The sequence below is a fragment of the Pedobacter sp. AC402 genome (assembly GCF_979252805.1).
Genome location: NZ_CEEDAI010000009.1, coordinates 166,195 through 182,541 on the forward strand (window position 1 = coordinate 166,195; position 16,347 = coordinate 182,541).

Sequence of the window (16,347 nt, forward strand, 5' to 3'; positions counted from 1 at the left end):
CATTTAGGTTATTTTAAATTGGATAAATTATAAAAACACCAGTTTTATTTTTTGCTCAGCGTTTTTAACCAAAGCACTAAATCAAATGCGGCTTTATCATTTTCGAAACCCATTTCTTTAGGCAAACGGCCATTAACATATTCATCATACAACCATGGATCGGCAATGGCGATTACATTTCCTTTGCCAAATTTGGCCGAAGCAATAACCGTTGCACCTGCGGCATTTTTAAGCACTGGTTTTGCGCCATTTTTGGTATCGATGGAACAAACATCCTTCATAAAAATTTTACCGGCTGTTTTAAATACCGGGTTGTTTTTAATAACAATTGCACCATCTTCAAAATGAGCATCATCAATTACATGATTTTGCATTTCATTGGTAAAATGCATGCCGAATGCGCCGGCCAGTTTATTAAAGTGCGGCAATTCTACATTGGCACTATCATTGGCAAACATTACCAATATGCCGCCTTGTTTTACCCAGGCAGAAATTTCTGCAATATCTTTAGCTTCGATGTAGTTTGGTTTCGGATTTTCTTTCGGCCGGTCCGGATCTACAATTAAATAAATACTGCTTCCTTTTAACTTGGCAAGGGTTGGCGCAGTTTCCAGCGAATCCAACTTAAAGCCTTGTTTCTTAAAAACATCGCCCAAAATAGAAAAACCGCTCATGGCATGTTCATTCCACAGGTAATGAAACCTGATTTCTTTACCCTGTTTATCTTTACGGGTTTCACGGTTGAAGAAATAATCTAAGGTTACAGTTTGTGCGCCCGCCAGTATTGATGAGCAGGTTAAAAGAGAAAAGAAGCAAAGTTTAAAAAGAATTTTCATATAATTAGGGTTAGATAACTAGAGCGGAAACCCAAAAATATAAAATTTAGCGATATTCAAATGGCTTATTCCTTGCAAGCCTATTATTTTAAACTGTTTATTTAAGCCGTTTTTTATATAACGCAGCAATAAAGAAACAAATAATAGTAAAGGTTGCCATCAACTGACCGATACTTTCCAAATCCAGATCGAACACATCTGTTAATTTTAGCGATTTACTTTTTCGCCTTTGGCTAATATGGCTACAGGACTGGTGGCCATAAAACCTGTAGGTATTTTTGGTGCTATCCAGGTCGATTTTGGTGGAAGAAACCTACCCTTTTTTGCAACAGCGATAAATTCCTCTGCTTCCATTGGATGAAGTGTAAAACCGATTGTTGTGGTTGAAGTTCCGAGCTGAGCCAAAAACTGGCTCCATTTACCATCAGGAAAATAACTCAGGCGGGTATCTTCTTTCGGGTTGGTAATGCCGAGCACAGGTTTAAAGATCATCTCTTGTAAAATGGCTGTATCCGGCATTTCTGCTAAATCTGCCAAATCAGGCTTAAGGTCTAGTTGGTACCACTCACCTGCAAAGTAAAGTCCCATTCTATTTTTCCGGTCAGGATTTAAAGCTTTATTGTTCGGAATTTTCGAGATGTAATAATACTGTTCAAGCATTTCCATCAAGGCTTCCTTAGTGATATCAATTCCTTGAATGAGGCGGTGAAAGGCGGCAATCGAAATCGATCCTGCCGAAACAAATAAACTGCTAATTTGCTGTGGAACCGTTTTTTGTAATGCGTAAGCGGCTTCCAACCGGTGGTGGCCATCGGCCAGGTAAACCTGCTCAAGTTTTGCAAATTCAACACAAAACCGATCAATAAGTGAAGTATCAGCAATCTGGTATAAAAAATGGCCCAATTGAGACCATTCACTCTCCATTGGTTGTTGATCTGCGATAGCCAAATCAATCAAGCTTTCTAAATCATTATGCTGATATACCAATAAAATAGGCGACTTTTCTATTTTACCTTTTCCTTTATCGGTTTTAAGCGATGCAACTTTAGCCGAAACGGTATCTTCGTGCCGTTTTATGGCACTTGTTTCCGTTGAAGCAAGATCAGTCATTGCCCAAATTCCCCTCATGGTTTTACCTTCACCACAAAATTCGTAGATATAGATGGAAGGATCTTTTTCGAGCGCACATCCAAAAAGGTTAATTACATCTTCAAAAGAAAGTTGTTCATTTTTATGCACCTTTCCATTCAGCTGATCAGAAATCATCAGTTCAAATATATCTTTGCCTGGCTTTAATGCCTTTAAAGGGGATATTTTTATCATCACTTACATATTATTCAATTTCAAGCACTGCTTTTTTATTGTATATCCTTTCAAAAACCGACCATTATGCTAACCAATATTTCAACGCCCGAAGGTATGAGCGCATTGTAAAGCAAGGTCCTGAATCCGCCAAGTATACGGTAAATTTATACCTGCAATTTCTTAATCAGCAGCAAAATATAAAGATCAGCAGATAAGTAAATTATTAATCCTCAACCTTGTTTTTTGGTAAAAATTATTTTTACAAGACGTACAGCATCCCAAAAGTTTTGTTCTACAGATATTTTAACCAGGCTTACAGAATTTAATTTGCATCATAAACACAAAATTTTATTAATATTGTAATATATACACTAAGTAAGAATTAAAGAAAGCACCAAATATTAACCTAAATATACCTTATTTTAACTATTTTTAGGCATTACAAAACCAAACAAAATAGAAAAATTATACACTAAGTATTTACATGCAGCCTCATAAAGTTGATCAGACTGATATTGAAATCCTCAACCTTTTACAACGCGATGGATTATTAACCTATAAGGAAGTTTCGGGGAAGCTTAGAAAAAGCATGACTCATGTTGTAGAACGCATTAAAAAACTGCGCACAAATGGCTACATTAAATCAACAGTAGCCATTGTGGATATTGATAAACTGAGGTCACATTTTATAGCCTTTCCGCACATTCAGCTCACCATGCATTCAGAAGATATTGTAAGGGCTTTTAAAGCCGAAATGGAAAAATATCCGGAAGTAATGGAATGTTATCACCTTACCGGGCATTTCGATTTTATGCTTAAGGTTGCCATGCCCGATATGGTTTCGTACAACAATTTCCTGAGAGACAATATAGGCGCACTGGCTTATGTTGGCAATATTCAGAGCTTTTTAGTGCTCAACCAATCAAAGGCAGAAACCGCTTATGCATTGTAAACTTATTATGCTTACTTGTTAAAATAGTTTAATTCAGATCCAACATAGTGGTTAATTTTCAATGTCGAGTTTAAAATGACCCAATAAGCCCGAAAGGTTAGCCGAAGAAAACCTTGCTTTTTTCACATTGTTCTGCGCAGGATCGAAAGAGAAATTACTTGCATTACGGAAATCAGTTTTCTCCAGAATTGTACGGTTAAATGATGTAGCTGAGAGATCGCAGTGATTAAAAACAGCAGCAGATAAATCAGCTGCTTCAAAATCGACCTCCTTTAGTGAGCAATTAATAAAATTCGTTTTCCTCAGCTTTGCACCATAAAATATAGAATAATCCAAAATGCAACCTTTAAAACAAAAGGAGAACATGAATTTATTACAGCTGGAAAAATCAATGCCCAGTATTTTACAGTCTGTAAAAGTTACATTACTAAAACCAGTACCAGAAACCTGCGTAAGGGAAAAATTGCAATTGATAAATTCGCAGTCAACAAAATCGTTATGGCTCAGGTTACTTTTAGAAAAATCGCACCTGATGAATTCGCATTTGATAAACTCTCGCTTTTGCAGCCGTTTACCAGCATAATTAACATCAGTAAAAGTTTTATTTTGATGAACGGTTGTTTCGCCGGGTTCTTGCATAAATATGATTTGTAGCTGGTGCAGGATTGATTTTAAAGCTTAATCAAGGCTTCCAACATCTGTTGCTTTTTTTCCAAACTGATGTTATAAATACCAAGGTTATCCGAACACCATAAGCCATCGGCAACCAGCATAATAATGAGGTGTTTTATACTCAACTCACCTTTATCGCCATTACCAATATAAAATTTAAACCATTCATCCCACCCTTTACGGTATTCCTCGTTAATGAGTGCCACCTGCATCACAATTTTTCATTGTTCGGCGGTAATATAAATCGTTACTTTTATTAATTATAAAGCGAAGGTAAGCCAAACTTCCCTCCTCCTTACCCGAAGCTTTTTTTCTGCTGTAATCCACTCTGTGAGCTCTTTCAAGCTTTGGCCCATCAATTCTTTAAGCAAATCCTCTTTATTACGGAAGTGATGGATAATTCCTCCTTTACTCAAACCCGTTTTATCTGCAATAGCCTGAAAAGTAACGCGATGCCAATCTACAGCACCAATTTCTGCAGCTGCATCCAAAATGAGCTGTTTGCTTACCTCAGGTTCCTTTTTTCTTTTATAGGGATTCTCCATTCTTCAAAGATACCGAACATTTGGTTTGTTTACAAAATATATTTACATTTGTTTATATAAAAGATCAGTTTCATCCAGCTTGCATCTTAAAACATCAAAATAATTACGCTAAAATATGTCCAGATACATCACCATCCTCTCTACCATTATAGAATCAGACAGTGATACTGATTTAATTGCATTGGCCATTGCAGGGCTAAAGGATATTTCAGCATGGAGTATCGATCTCGAAGATTGCGATAAAGTAATCCGTGTTGTTTCGGCAGAGGATATCGGCAATGAATTTTGCGATAAATTGGCATTATTGGGTGTAAAGGCATCAGTAATGGAAGTTTTTGATAAAAAATACCATTTAATGTAAGCTTACAGAATGTTAACCATTTGAAACAACCGACAGCACAAAAAATCAACTGTTAATCCCCATGGCGTAGAGGATAATATTTACCCCAAACTTGGTATTGTCTTCAGCTAAAAAACGTTTGTTTCTAAAATCGTAATCCCATTCGCAGCCATAATCTTTGTTGCTGTACAGCACCCCTATCCTATTGTTAACCGTAATGGCTTTCAGGTAGTCGTGCACCAAATCATCACCCCAGCCATTTAACTCGAAAGATGTTGTTGGCGGTCCTTTTTCGAATTTGAAAAATGAGTTGTAAATGCCATGGTTATTGGGTATTTTTTTTAGAGCCTGGGCACCAAACAGGTTACTCATCTGCGTTTCAAAAGAACGTGCAAATAAACCGTCAATATCGTGGTTGCAGTCATCTACGAAAACAAAACCGCCATTATGCACATAGGTTTTAAAATTTACAGCTTCCTGCGTACTAAATTGCAACAGTTTATGGCCACTTAGGTAACAAAATGGGTATTTGAATAAATCCCTACTGCTCAGTTCCACAATTTTTTCCTCCTCATCCAAAGGGATTGTAGTATACTCTAAAAGTGAATTGAGGAGATTTGAAGGCATGCGCTGATCCGTATCCCAGTCGCCAGAATTGTATTTTAACCTCGCAAATGTAAATTTAGCTCTTTGCACAGCCTAAAATTACCTTCATTTTTTAATAATCAGGTTTTTTAAGTCAATTATCTTGTAAATTTTTTGATATTCTTTCAGCAAGGCTTAAAACTATCTACCAATATCCCCTATATTGAAGCACCATATCGTCAAACTAAAAAAAACACCATTTTGGAGCATTCAGAAAGCAACCTAAAAACATTGATCGATAAGATCTCCCAGTTAAAAAGCGAAATACAGAAAGTTATTGTAGGTCAGGATGTAATCATTGAAGAAATGCTGATTGCTTTGATGGCTGGAGGGCATTGTTTGCTCGAAGGTGTACCCGGACTAGCGAAAACCTTAATGGTGAGAACCATGTCGCAGGCTTTGGATCTTTCTTTTAGAAGAATCCAGTTTACCCCCGATTTAATGCCAAACCGACATTGTGGGTACCGAAATACTGGAAGAAGACCATGTAACCGGAAAACGGTTTTTCAAGTTTAATAAAGGTCCGTTATTTGCCAATATTATTTTAGCAGATGAGGTAAACAGAACGCCACCAAAAACACAATCGGCACTATTGGAGGCCATGCAGGAGTTTGAGGTTACGTATGGCGGACAAACCTATCCACTGGATCGGCCGTTTTTTATACTCGCCACACAAAACCCTATTGAGCAAGCCGGAACTTATCCATTGCCCGAAGCGCAATTAGACCGTTTTTTACTCTACATTAAAATCGGCTACCCTACCGCAGCCGAAGAAACCCAGATATTAAGCAGTACAACAGGCAGTAAAAAAGCGGTAATTAATCCGATAATTGGTGCCGAAGAAATTAAAGCTTTACAAGCCATTACGCGGGAGGTAAGCATCAGCGATGATTTAATTACTTATGTAAGCGAAATAATTAGGGCCACGCGCCCTGATACCACAGCAGTTAATTTTGTAAAGGAATGGGTACGTTGGGGAGCAGGCCCAAGAGCAGGGCAAGCCTTAATTTTAACAGCTAAAGCAAGGGCATTGTTTAAAGGCCGGTATGCGGTAATTCTGGAAGATTTGCAGGCAATGGCCTACCCCGTACTGCGCCATAGGGTACTAATGAACTTTAAGGCCGAGGCTGAAAATGTTTCTTCGGACAAAGTGACGGATGAACTGATTAAAGCAATCTCGAAACCAAAAGCCAATATTTAATGAGTAAACTGCTCGATCCGAAAGTATTGATGGCCATAAAAGACCTTTCTCTATCGGCTAAAATGACGATAGATGGTTTTATGAATGGCATTAATAAAAGCACCGTAAAGGGGCCTGGACTGGAGTTTAGTCAATATAGAAGCTACCAGCCGGGTGATGACCTGCGCTCGCTTGACTGGAAAATGTTTGCGCGGTCTGACCGTTATTACATCCGCGAATCGGAAGTAGAAACCAGTATTGCTGTGCGCATATTGATTGATGCCAGCGCCTCGATGAACCACAATGATGGCGACTTTAGCAAAATAGACTATGCAAAATATCTTGGTGCATCAATAGCTTACCTGGCCAATTTACAAGGCGATGCCATTGGCTTATACGTGCTTAAAAATTCAGGAATTTTTTCGATGACGCCAAGGCAGGATTATCAACACTTAGCAAGGTTATTTTACCAATTGGAGCAGATTAATCCTGATGGGAAATTTACAAAACCTATTTATTATAAAGAGTTGTTTACAGGGGCGCAAAAGCGCGAACTGCTAATTTTTGTAACCGACCTCTATCAATCTGATGATGAAATTATAAAACTTTTAGATACGCTCAACACGCTCAGGCATGAGATTGTAGTGTTCCATGTTCTATCAAAAAACGAACTTGAACTCGATTTTAAGGGATACAGCACTTTTGAGGATCTTGAAACAGGCGAAACGATCCAGATCGACCAGGCAAAAGCCAGGGTAACTTATAAAAATAAACTAAGTGCTTATTTGGAAGAAACCAGGATTAAGATGCTAGATAGGAGGATTTTTTACAGAACCATTAGTACTGACGAACCGCTGGATCAGGCTTTGAGAGATTTTTTAAAACAAAGAAGTAAACTTAGAATTTAAACTGTGCAATTTTTATATCCAATAGGTTTAATGGCGTTTGCAGGATTAATAATCCCGTTTGTAATACACCTGTGGAATGTAAAACAGGGCAAAACGCTTAAAATTGGTAGCATAGCATTATTGGGTGAAAGCTCGAGGGCAAGTGCCAAAAGTTTCAAACTTAACGATTGGCTGCTCTTTGTACTGCGTTGTATACTTTTAATTTTACTGGCATTTTTACTCGCGCAGCCCTATTTTAAAGAAATTACCTCAATTAGCAATAAAACGGGATGGATTTTGGTCGATAAATCAATATTTCCACAGGTTTTTAAAGCGCACAATACAACAATAGATTCATTATTAAAGAAAGGCTATGAAATTCATGATTTTAACCCTGGTTTTGTACAATTATCAATAAAAGATACTGCAACAAACACCGCAAAGCCTGTAGATACCTTAAGTTACAGCAGTTTATTAATGGCGGCCAATCAAAATATTCCTTCGGGTGCATCTGTTTATCTTTTCGCCAACCGCCGCTTAAACCGTGTTGGAAACGAATTGCCTGCAATTCATTATAAATTAAACTGGATTCCATTTAACCAGGCAGATACCCTGAGCAGCTGGATTACGACATATGCCGAAAAAAAATACGAAGCAAAATCAAATCCATCCAACACCACTTACCAGGCTTTAAATTCGACAGATGAAAGCCCAATAAACATCGCCATACACGAAGCCGCAGGGATTACCGATGGAAAATATCTTATCGCCGCCATACAGGCAATAAGTGGTTTTACCAAACGCAAGCTGATTATTACCCCCCAGGGCGAAAAGGTTGATATTGGTTTTTGGCTTTCTGACGAGGCTGTTGCACCTAGTTTTAAAGCTGCTATTGTTCCAGGTGGGGCATTATTGAAGTATGAAAAGGGCAAAGTAGTTGCCGAACCTTCATTTATGGTTATTGATGGCCGCAATATTAAATTAAGCAGAAGGATAACCTCTGCCAATCAAGCTGAAAAAATATGGACAGATGGCTTCGGAAACGCAATTCTGGCCAAGCAAAAGAGCCAAATGCTAAATATCTACCATTTTTATAGTCGCTTTAATCCCCAATGGAATGATTTAGTTTGGAATGGCGTATTTGTAAAAAGCTTAATGCCGATCGTGATCAGGGATCAAAATCAGCCAGATTTCGGTTTTGAAAACAATATTGCAGATCAACGCAGTTTATCAAACAATCAAAAAGTGGTTAATGAAATTAATAAAATAGAGGCTTCAACAAAAAACACTCAAAATAAACCCCTGAGGAAACTCTTTTGGATAGCCGCTTTATTGATTTTTACCACAGAACGCATTTTATCATTCAGAAAAAAAACAGATTATGTTAAAAACTGAAGGACAAAACTGGATTAGAAACTTAAGGATAAGGTGGATTAGCTTAAACCTGATCAGCACTTTGGTAACTGCATTGGCCATATCATTGGTAATAACAACAATCGGCAGCCATTTGATGCTTCTTCCTTACTGGCTTTTTGCAATTCTGTTTCCTATTATATTATGTACATTACTATTAAATAAACCAGTTTGGAAAACTACCGATCGTGATGTTTCGCGTTATGTAAACCACCAATACCCTGAACTGGAAGAAAGTGCCGATTTACTACTTCAAAACGAAGCCGATTTATCGATGTTGCAGCAACTGCAACGCCATAAAATTGAGAATATAATTCCGAACCTTTCCAAACCGAAAGAACCTTTTAAAAAATTATATATGGGCTTAGCGGTACTTGCCTTAGCCTTAATTATCAGTTTTGGATTTAGCAAAATCCATTTGATTAAAAATATTAATGCGGCCGATCCTGCAATTAAACCCATAATACCTGTAATTGAAGAGCATATTCCACCAGAAATTGCTGACTTTACAGCCACCATTACACCACCTGCTTGCACAGGTAAAGCCGGGCGAAAACAAAAGCAGTTTACCATTTCTGCTGAAACCGGTGCGCAAATAAACTGGAAAATTGAAACCAACATTGGCATCAAAAAGCTGAAGCTTATTTTTAACGATAAAGAAATGGTGCTGCTTAAACCTGCAAACACAGCCCACACGCTATGGAACAATAGTAAAACCATTACTAAATCTGGCTTTTACCAATTGGAGCTTGATGGTAAAAAATCAGATCTGTACCAAATTGAAGTCATTCCTGATTTGCCTGTGAATATTAAAATTACGCAACCAAAACAGCATACCACTATCGATATCGGTCAGCCGCAAAAATTTAATTTAAATGTATCTCTTACCGACGATTATGGTGTTCATGATGCCTTTATATCGGCAACAATGGCCAGTGGTAAGGGCGAAGGTGTCAGTTTTACAGAGAAAAAACTGTCTTTTAACACCAGTTTTGATAACAGGAAAAATCTTTCGCTCCATAAATTGATCGATTTAAAAAGTCTTGGTATGAAACCTGGTGATGAGCTTTATTTCTTTATCAAAGCAATGGATAATCATGGCCAATCGAGCCGCTCTGATGTATATTTTGTATCGATAGTAGATACTACGGAGTTAATGAGTTTAGCTGGCATGACGAATGGTGTTAACCTCGTTCCAGAATATTTTAGGAGTGAAAGGCAGATTATTATTGATACGGAGAAGCTGTTAAAAGAGCAATCGGCTTTGCCTGTAACAACTTTTAAAACCCGAAGCAACGATTTAGGGATAGACCAGAAGTTGCTGAGATTGCGTTACGGACAGTTTTTAGGTGAGGAAAATGAAACTGAGATTGGCGGTGATCACGACGACCATGATGAGCATGCAGCGCATAAAGGTGAAGGCGAGAAATTTGGCGATGTTACTGCAATAATGGATAAATATGCGCACAAGCACGATATTGCAGAAGATGCAACTTTTTTTGAACCAGAAATGAAGGCGCAGTTAAAGGCCGTTTTAACCGAAATGTGGAATGCTGAACTCCGTTTAAGAACTTATAAACCGCAGGAAGCTTTACCCTACGAATATAAAGCATTAAGATTATTGAAAGATCTGCAACAGAAATCGCGGGCTTATATGGCCAAAACCACCGTAAAAACAGCTGCACTGAAACCCGAGAAACGTTTGAGCGGTGAGCTCGACAAAATTATGCAACCGGTGCAAAAACTAACATTTGAGCAGAAAGAAAAAAGGACTGCCAATTTAAAAATAGCACTCGCGCTATTGGAAAGCAGAAAAACAGGAAAAAACTTTGCTGAAAAAGATCGTTACTTGCTGAGCGAAACAGAAAAATATATGATCGGCGCAGCGGCAGATAACCCTAATACCTATTTAAATGCGCTAAGCAGTTTAAGAAAGTTAGCTACAGGCAATAAACTGATCGTTAAAGACATTGATCTTGTTGAAAAAGCCATAGTTAACATGATTAATATTGAGGGTGCAAAACCGCAAACACAGGGGGCCGGAACAGCATCGGCATTGTATCAAAACTATTTTAATAACCTTAATAAAGTTAACAGATAGATATGGAGTTTAAATACATCGCTATTATTGCTGGGTTATTGTTATTGGCTTTTTTGCTTTACAAAGAGTTGCGTAGAACTAATAAAGCAAGAATTATCTGGCGGATTTTAGCAAGTATTATCGCTGTTGGCTGTTTTGTGCTGTTAATTGTGCCCATCAAATATGAATCACACGTGCAGCAAAATGCAGATGAAATTATTTTACTCACTTCAGGTACAAACCCTGATTCGGTGGCAAAACTCAAAGAAAAAAAATACGCGCTTCCTTTTGTAGATGTAAAAAACATTAAGACCACCACCATTAACGACCTTTCTTATTTCTTAAAATCGAATCCTACTATCCACAAACTGAAAATATACGGTTATGGCTTAAATGCAATTGAATTAAAAAACCTTGAAGGATACCAGATTGGGTTTCATCCTTCGGCAAAGCCAACCGGAATAATTGCCGCCAACTGGTTAACAAAGTTAAAAAGCAGCGAAACTTTAATCGTTCAGGGAACTTACCAGAATATGGGTAATGAAACGGTTAAACTTTTACTTAAAGGCTTTGGTAAAGCGGTTGATTCTATCGTTATTGGTGCTAAAACAAATAAATCTTTCTCATTCAAAACCAGCCCAAAGCATATAGGAAAAGCGGTTTATGAGTTAATTGCTTTGCAAAATAAGGATACACTTTCCAAAGAACCTCTTCCGGTGCAAGTGGGCGACCAGGAACCAATGAAGGTTTTAATCCTGGCTTCTTTCCCGGATTTTGAATATAAATTTTTAAAAAACTGGCTGTACGAAAACCATTATCCATTGGCATTCCGAAGTCAGATCAGTAAAAATAAGTATGCTTCAGATTTTCTGAATATGGATAGTTTGAATCTCAATCAGATCAATACTTCATCGTTGAAAAAATTCGACATGCTGATTATTGATGAGGACGAGCTGACGGCATTAAATTCAAACGAAAGGGCTTCGATAGATATAATGGTTAAAAATGGAATGGGATTACTGATCAGGGTGACAAGTACCAAACCATCTACCCCACTTAGTGCATTATTTGCCCGATATGAATCTCCTGTTTTAAAAGGAAAAACACTGAATTTAATGCTTACAGAAGATCTTCTTAAGTTTAATCCTTTGCCCCTTGAGCAAACATTGTTTTTAAAAACCAATCAAAATGACCTGCCGCTTATTACGGATGCTACAGGTAAAACATTGGTGAACAGCAGCATTAAGGGTTACGGCAAAGTACTCATCTCAACTGTTTCATCTACCTACAATTGGTTGCTTTCTGGAAAAAAAACCGATTATGCAACTTACTGGTCTAAACTTTTAGCCAATGCAGCCAGGAAAAAAAATGATAGCCAATCGGTTAACATCATTCCTCAATTCCCTGCTGTTCATCAAAAAACAAGAATCATTGCTGATTTGGCTGCTTCTGAAAAATTGCCCATCTTAAAAATAGACCAGGTTAAGTTAAGCCCACGCCAGAATATGGAATTGCCTTTTCAATGGGATGCGTTTTACTGGCCTCAAAAAACAGGCTGGGTAGATTTACAGGTAAACCAAAATATTGAGCCGCTGTATATTTACCATAAAACCGATTGGCAGGCGCTTAAAAATCAGCAAATGTTAAATGATACTCAACAGTTTATTAAAAATTCTGCCAATGTTAACAATAAATCACAGGTAAATAATGTTGTTATCGAAGAAGAAATATCCATTTGGTGGTTTTTTGCAGGATTTTTAATCTCAGCCGCTTTTTTATGGTACGAATCGAGGATATTGGCAACTTAGTGCAGTAAAGCTTGTTACAGAACTTATTGGTAGGAAAAATAATCCTTCGACTCTGTTGCTATTGACAGGCTTCAGTAAAGCGGTCGTCATTGCTGAGGTACTAAGCAATCTTTCATGTTAGTGAGCCTTGTCATAAAGATTGCTTCGTCGCCTGAAAAAGCCTTCTCGCAATGGCGATAATCATAGGGTATTCATTTCCTTAAAATCATGTCACTTATATTGATTTGGATAAAATAAATTATCCTTTAGGGTGACAATTAAATAAATATTTCATGCATCCCGCTAACAATAGCTCCCTAAAAATTGCAAGCATAAATCTAATCTCCCTCAACGCAGCGGAGAAATTTTTTAATCAAAATTAATACACTAACACCAGAAATCACCCCCCAAGCACACATGACAAAACGATCCTTATACTTCTCCGTATGACAATTAAATAAATATTCCGTGCTTTCTGTGTTTTCCATGGCAAAAGAACCAATAAAACACTTAAAATCGTGGTTCTATCAACCTAAAAACACCTTTTTATAAAAAAACATCCCTTATTCAGCATTGAAACTAAAATGTTATAATCAATTTGCCTTTTTAGGGTCGCAAATGGCTATCTTGAGATCGTAAACCTACTAAACTAAACCAATTGAAAAGAAAAGATTTCCTCTACTTATCCGGAATGGGTATGGGTGCATTACTCCTGCCCGATCTAGCTGCATTCGGAACTCCGATAGACCCGCTACAAGCACTTGATGGAGTGGATGTAAAAATTAAAAAAGAACTGGCTGATGTTGCCCTAAATGCAGCCAAATCTAAAGGCGCAACTTATGCCGATATCCGTATCGGCCGTTATTTAAACCAGTTTGTAGCCACCCGCGAAAAACGAGTTCAAGGCGTAGCCAATACTGAATCTTTTGGTGTCGGCATCCGCGTTTTAGCCAACGGATGCTGGGGCTTTGCCGCAACAAACAACGTAACTAAAGATGCCATTGCCAAAGCAGCAGAGCAGGCAGTAGCCGTTGCAAAAGCCAATGCCAAAATACAAGGCGAACCCGTTCAGCTTGCTCCACAAAAAGGTTATGGCGAGGTAAGCTGGAAAACACCAATTGAAATTAATGCCTTCGAGGTTCCTGTAAAAGAAAAGGTAGACCTGCTTCTAAATGTGAACGATGTGGCCATGCAAAATGGTGCCAACTTTGTAAACTCCGTTATTTTTGCGGTTAACGAACAAAAATACTTTGCTTCTACTGATGGTTCTTATATCGATCAGGATGTTCACCGCATTTATCCAACCTTTAATGTAACCAAAGTTGATCGCGAATCGGGTAAATTTAAAACCCGTAATTCCCTTAGTTCGCCAATGGGTAAAGGTTATGAATACATGCATGCCCGCCCTGAGGATAAAGTTACCGGTATTGTAACCCGGTATAAGGGCAGGTATGATATGCTTGAGGATGTAAAGGAAGCTGCACGTGTAGCCAACGAAAAAGTAAAAGCCAAATCGGTTGAGCCAGGAAAATACGACCTGGTATTAGATCCTTCTCACCTTTGGTTAACCATCCACGAATCTGTTGGGCACCCTACCGAATTAGACCGCGTTTTAGGTTACGAGGCCAATTATGCCGGAACAAGTTTCCTTACGTTAGACAAATGGGAATCGAAAAAATTTAAATTCGGCAGTGATAAAGTGAATATCCTTGCAGATAAAACACAGGTGGGATCATTGGGTGCTGTGGGTTATGATGATGAAGGTGTAAAATGTAAAAACTGGGATTTAATTAAAGATGGCGTATTGGTTAGTTATCAGGCCATCCGCGATCAGGCACATATTATTGGCTTAAAAGAATCAAATGGCTGCTGTTATTCTCAAGGTTGGGATGATGTACAATTTCAACGTATGCCGAATGTATCCTTACAGCCGGGCAAAGAAAAATTAAGCGTGGATGATATGATCAAGAATGTAGAAAAAGGCATTTATATCATCGGTGACGGCAGTTTTTCTATCGATCAGCAACGTTATAATTTCCAGTTTGGCGGACAGATTTTTTACGAAATTAAAGAAGGTAAAATTGTAGGTATGCTTAACGATGTTGCTTACCAGGCCAATACACAAGAATTTTGGAACTCATGTAATGCCATTTGCGATGAAAGCGATTACCGTTTAGGAGGATCGTTCAATGATGGAAAGGGTCAGCCCTCACAAAGCAGTGCCGTTTCACATGGCAGTTCTACAACACGTTTCAATGGAGTTAATGTTATCAATACAGCAAGAAAAATATAATTATGGCCATATTAAGTAAAGAAGAAGCCCAAGCGATATTAAAAAAAGTAATTGGTTTTTCGAAAGCCGATTTCTGTGAAGTAGGTTTAAATGGTTCGGATGGCGGAAATATCCGTTATGCTCGCAATGCAGTTTCTACCGCCGGACAGATTAGTACCATGAGTTTAGGTGTAAGCTCAACCTTTGGTAAAAAAACAGGCTCCGCAACAATAAATGAATTTGACGATGCCTCTTTGCAAAAAGTGGTAAAGCGGGCAGAAGAACTGGCCATGCTGGCTCCCGAAAACCCGGAGTTTATGCCCTTTTAGGTCCGCAAACCTTTGCAGAATCGAATACTTTCAATCCTAAAACTGCAGCCATGACGCCCGATACCAGAGCCGAAATGGTGGGGAAAAGTTTAAGTGTATCAAAAGCAGCAGGTTTGGATGCAGCAGGCTTTTTAGAAAACTCGACCCGTTTTAATGCGATTATGAATTCTAAAGGTTTGTTCGCCTACAATAAAGGAACAGATGTTTCATTTTCGGTAACTGTACGCAACAAACAGGGAACAGGTTCAGGCTATGTTGAGCAAAGCTTTAACGACCTTGATAAAATGGATACACTTGCCCTAAGCAAAATTGCGGCAGGTAAAGCCAATGGTTCAGCTGGTGCAAAAGCAATTGAACCCGGAAAATATACCGTTATTTTAGAGCCTCTTGCAGCCAGCGATATATTAAGCAATATGTTTAGAGGCTTCGATGCCAGAAGTGCAGATGAAGGCAGAAGTTTCATGAGCAAAAAAGGTGGCGGTACGCGTTTAGGTGAGCAGTTATTTTCAGAAAATGTAAACATCTATTCCGATCCGATGAATAGCGAAATCCCTTCTGCAACCTGGAGTGGCGATGGTTTACCGGTAAAAAGAACACAGTGGGTAGAAAAAGGAATTGTTAAAAACCTCTCCTACTCAAGATATTGGGCTGCACAAAAAAATGTTCAACCCGTTCCGTTTAGCCGCAGCGTAATCATTGAAGGCGGCACGCAATCGTTGGAAGATTTAATCAAAAGCACCGAAAAAGGAATCTTGGTTACCCGTTTCTGGTACATCCGTTCGGTAGATCCGCAAACATTATTACTAACAGGGTTAACGCGTGATGGTACTTTTTACATCGAAAATGGCGAGATTAAATTTCCGATCAAGAATTTCAGGTTTAATGAAAGTCCGGTAATTATGCTTAACAATGTAGAAGCTTTGGGTAAACCAGTGAGAACTGGCAGCGGATTGATCCCACCAATGAAAATACGGGATTTTACATTTACCTCATTATCAGATGCGATTTAATTGAATCGTCATCTCAACCGAAGTACAGACATAGGCGATTCGTCATTCCCGCGCAGGCTGAAATCCTAAAGCTTTTGCATTACGATTCCCAATC

At 38.4% G+C, this 16,347-nt stretch carries 17 protein-coding genes; 11 read left to right on the forward strand and 6 right to left on the reverse strand.

Translation table 11 applies throughout. The features are described 5' to 3' along the window. Nucleotides 1-44 precede the first annotated feature (44 nt). Both AC0IWE_RS11070 and AC0IWE_RS11075 read right to left on the reverse strand, forming a co-directional pair. Complete coding sequence (locus AC0IWE_RS11070) at nucleotides 45-836, reverse strand: DUF4350 domain-containing protein (protein WP_471793104.1); 792 nt, start codon at nucleotides 834-836, stop codon at nucleotides 45-47. 207 nt (nucleotides 837-1,043) lie between these two features. Beyond that, the gene (locus AC0IWE_RS11075; RefSeq protein ID WP_471793105.1) at nucleotides 1,044-2,159 is read right to left on the reverse strand and encodes a DUF1015 family protein; all 1,116 of its coding nucleotides are present in this window, start codon (nucleotides 2,157-2,159) and stop codon (nucleotides 1,044-1,046) included. 466 nt (nucleotides 2,160-2,625) lie between these two features. Here AC0IWE_RS11075 and AC0IWE_RS11080 point away from each other — a divergent pair, with 466 nt between their 5' ends. After that, nucleotides 2,626-3,093 (forward strand): Lrp/AsnC family transcriptional regulator, encoded by a 468-nt coding sequence (locus tag AC0IWE_RS11080; protein ID WP_463493555.1) that lies wholly within the window; start codon nucleotides 2,626-2,628, stop codon nucleotides 3,091-3,093. 51 nt (nucleotides 3,094-3,144) lie between these two features. On the opposite strand, the gene AC0IWE_RS11085 is transcribed toward AC0IWE_RS11080, so the two are convergent. From AC0IWE_RS11085 to AC0IWE_RS11095, 3 genes are read right to left on the reverse strand one after another with little or no spacing between them, the layout of a single operon-like run. Further along, nucleotides 3,145-3,732, reverse strand: a complete 588-nt coding sequence (locus AC0IWE_RS11085; RefSeq protein ID WP_055903585.1) for a pentapeptide repeat-containing protein — start codon at nucleotides 3,730-3,732, stop codon at nucleotides 3,145-3,147. A 32-nt stretch (nucleotides 3,733-3,764) separates the two neighbouring features. After that, a complete protein-coding gene (locus AC0IWE_RS11090) occupies nucleotides 3,765-3,977 on the reverse strand; it encodes a hypothetical protein (RefSeq protein WP_471793106.1) in 213 nt (70 codons plus the stop codon). A 48-nt stretch (nucleotides 3,978-4,025) separates the two neighbouring features. Then, a complete protein-coding gene (locus tag AC0IWE_RS11095) occupies nucleotides 4,026-4,310 on the reverse strand; it encodes a helix-turn-helix domain-containing protein (protein ID WP_471793107.1) in 285 nt (94 codons plus the stop codon). 115 nt (nucleotides 4,311-4,425) lie between these two features. Here AC0IWE_RS11095 and AC0IWE_RS11100 point away from each other — a divergent pair, with 115 nt between their 5' ends. Further along, the gene (locus tag AC0IWE_RS11100) at nucleotides 4,426-4,671 is read left to right on the forward strand and encodes a hypothetical protein (RefSeq protein WP_055903579.1); all 246 of its coding nucleotides are present in this window, start codon (nucleotides 4,426-4,428) and stop codon (nucleotides 4,669-4,671) included. Between the two features lie 45 nt (nucleotides 4,672-4,716). Here the strand turns inward: AC0IWE_RS11100 and AC0IWE_RS11105 are convergent, their stop codons facing one another. After that, on the reverse strand, nucleotides 4,717-5,346 hold the full coding sequence (locus AC0IWE_RS11105; RefSeq protein ID WP_471793108.1) for a DUF4159 domain-containing protein: 630 nt from the start codon (nucleotides 5,344-5,346) through the stop codon (nucleotides 4,717-4,719). 150 nt (nucleotides 5,347-5,496) lie between these two features. Here AC0IWE_RS11105 and AC0IWE_RS11110 point away from each other — a divergent pair, with 150 nt between their 5' ends. The 9 genes from AC0IWE_RS11110 (at nucleotide 5,497) to AC0IWE_RS11150 (ending at nucleotide 16,253) form a co-directional block, all read left to right on the forward strand. Then, nucleotides 5,497-5,811, forward strand: a complete 315-nt coding sequence (locus AC0IWE_RS11110; protein WP_471793109.1) for an AAA family ATPase — start codon at nucleotides 5,497-5,499, stop codon at nucleotides 5,809-5,811. After that, a complete protein-coding gene (locus AC0IWE_RS11115) occupies nucleotides 5,753-6,496 on the forward strand; it encodes an AAA family ATPase (protein WP_471793110.1) in 744 nt (247 codons plus the stop codon). The genes AC0IWE_RS11110 and AC0IWE_RS11115 overlap by 59 nt, the downstream gene beginning before the upstream one ends. Beyond that, complete coding sequence (locus tag AC0IWE_RS11120) at nucleotides 6,496-7,383, forward strand: DUF58 domain-containing protein (protein ID WP_471793111.1); 888 nt, start codon at nucleotides 6,496-6,498, stop codon at nucleotides 7,381-7,383. Before AC0IWE_RS11115 ends, AC0IWE_RS11120 begins: the two co-directional genes overlap by 1 nt. A 3-nt stretch (nucleotides 7,384-7,386) precedes the next feature. Continuing rightward, a complete protein-coding gene (locus AC0IWE_RS11125) occupies nucleotides 7,387-8,757 on the forward strand; it encodes a BatA domain-containing protein (RefSeq protein WP_471793112.1) in 1,371 nt (456 codons plus the stop codon). Beyond that, nucleotides 8,744-10,876 (forward strand): hypothetical protein, encoded by a 2,133-nt coding sequence (locus AC0IWE_RS11130; RefSeq protein WP_471793113.1) that lies wholly within the window; start codon nucleotides 8,744-8,746, stop codon nucleotides 10,874-10,876. The genes AC0IWE_RS11125 and AC0IWE_RS11130 overlap by 14 nt, the downstream gene beginning before the upstream one ends. Nucleotides 10,877-10,878: 2 nt before the next feature. After that, on the forward strand, nucleotides 10,879-12,663 hold the full coding sequence (locus AC0IWE_RS11135; RefSeq protein ID WP_471793114.1) for a hypothetical protein: 1,785 nt from the start codon (nucleotides 10,879-10,881) through the stop codon (nucleotides 12,661-12,663). Between the two features lie 637 nt (nucleotides 12,664-13,300). Continuing rightward, entirely contained in the window at nucleotides 13,301-14,935 is a 1,635-nt protein-coding gene (locus tag AC0IWE_RS11140) for a TldD/PmbA family protein (protein WP_471793115.1), read from the forward strand. A 2-nt stretch (nucleotides 14,936-14,937) separates the two neighbouring features. Next, nucleotides 14,938-15,243: a PmbA/TldA family metallopeptidase gene (locus AC0IWE_RS11145; RefSeq protein WP_471793116.1), complete on the forward strand. Its 306-nt coding sequence runs from the start codon at nucleotides 14,938-14,940 to the stop codon at nucleotides 15,241-15,243. 50 nt (nucleotides 15,244-15,293) lie between these two features. Further along, on the forward strand, nucleotides 15,294-16,253 hold the full coding sequence (locus AC0IWE_RS11150) for a TldD/PmbA family protein (protein ID WP_471793117.1): 960 nt from the start codon (nucleotides 15,294-15,296) through the stop codon (nucleotides 16,251-16,253). The last annotated feature ends 94 nt before the right edge of the window (nucleotides 16,254-16,347 follow it).